Origin of the sequence: Pseudomonas sp. S60, assembly GCF_016647865.1 — a bacterium.
Lineage (GTDB): Bacteria > Pseudomonadota > Gammaproteobacteria > Pseudomonadales > Pseudomonadaceae > Aquipseudomonas > Aquipseudomonas parafulva.
This window is the reverse complement of sequence record NZ_JACVVH010000100.1, coordinates 1-1,645: the sequence shown is the minus strand read 5'-3', so window position 1 is coordinate 1,645 and position 1,645 is coordinate 1. Positions and strand designations below refer to the sequence as shown.

Here is a 1,645-nt window from a genome sequence, read left to right as displayed (position 1 = left end):
CAGACCATCTTTGTTGGTCAGCGTCACGGTGTAGGTGATGTCGCCGCCTTCGGTGACCGAAGAGGTCGCGGTCAACTTGGCGACTACTTCGTCGATGGTATCGGTAACTTTTACCGACGCATCGCCACCCAGTTGCAGGTTTTCGAAGGTGCGACCGTCGATGTCCACTGCAGACTTAATGCCCAGGCTGATTTCGCCGGAGTCTTTGTAAACGTCATCGCCCTGCGCCGCATGCTCATACGAAGCACTGGTTTGGCCGGCCTTGATGGTGACCTGAGCATTGTTGCTCAGGGTCACGACCAGGTCATGAGCCAGTGCAGTGTTCACATGGACGGTGAAGGTTGGTTTGACGTTTTCCGCGACCGAAGTCTGGTCAGCGGTAATGGTCACCTGCACCAGATCGCCCTGGTTACCGGTGCCTGGAGTGCCCGAGCCTGGTTCGTCAGTGACGGTGGTGCTGACCGGCGTCTTGTCGAGCGTCAGTTGTTCAAACTTCCAGACATCCGCACCGCTTACCGATTCGATGGCGTTCTGCACTGGCGGGTTAGCGCCGACATACACGTTATCCGGCGCTGTCGCGGTTGCCGAACCCACGGTGCTGTTTGCCGGAACCACGACTGTAGTGCCGTCTTTAAGATGGAAATACAGTTCGGCATGGCTGTTGATCGGCAAGCCATCTTTGTTGGTGAGGGTTACGGTGTAGGTGATCTGTCCGCCTTCGCTGACCGAGTCGCTGGCGGTGAGTTTCGCAACCACTTCGTCGATGGTGTCAGTGACTTTTACCGACGCATCGCCACCGAGCTGCAAGTTCTCGAAGGTACGGCCGTCGATATCCACAGCCGACTTGATACCCAGGCTGATGTCGCCCGAGTCTTTATAAACGTCGTCGCCTTGTGCGTCATGGGTGTACTGAACACTGGTGTCGCCAGCCTTGATGGTGACTTGAGCGTTGTTGCTCAGGGTCACAACCAAGTCATGTGCCAACGCAGTGTTCACGTGGACGGTGAACGTCGGTTTGACGTTCTCGGCGACCGAAGTTTGGTCGGCGGTGATAGTCACCTGCACCAGATCGCCTTGGTTGCCCGTGCCTGGAGTACCCGAGCCTGGCTCATCGGTGACAGTGGTGCTGACCGGGGTTTTATCCAGGGTCAGTTGTTCGAACTTGCCAACGTCAGCGCCCGCTACCGAAGCAATCGACTTCACGACCGGATCGTTCGCACCGACATAGACGTTGTCCGGGGCAGTCACAGTGACCGAGCCGGTGGTGCCATTCGCCGGGATGGTGATGGTGGTTTTGCCATCGTCCAGGGTGAAGGTCAGGGCGCCGTGATTGTTGATCGGCAGACCATCTTTGTTGGTCAGCGTCACGGTGTAGGTGATCTGGCCGCCTTCGCTGACCGAGTCGCTGGCGGTGAGTTTTGCGACCACTTCGTCGATGGTGTCGGTGACTTTTACCGACGCATCGCCGCCCAACTGCAGGTTTTCGAAGGTGCGACCGTCGATGTCCACTGCAGACTTGATGCCGAGACTTATGTCGCCCGAGTCCTTGTAGACGTCGTCGCCCTGCGCCGCGTGCTCATACGACACGCTGGTTTGGCCAGCCTTGATGGTGACCTGGGCGTTGTTGCTCAGGGTCACGACCAGG

The 1,645-nt window shown here is 58.0% G+C and carries 1 protein-coding gene; it reads right to left on the bottom strand.

All coding sequences use genetic code 11. From position 1 onward, the window contains the following. Positions 1-1,645, bottom strand: a 1,645-nt coding sequence (locus IAE33_RS24325; protein ID WP_328804922.1) for an immunoglobulin-like domain-containing protein, incomplete at both ends; no start/stop codon positions are given.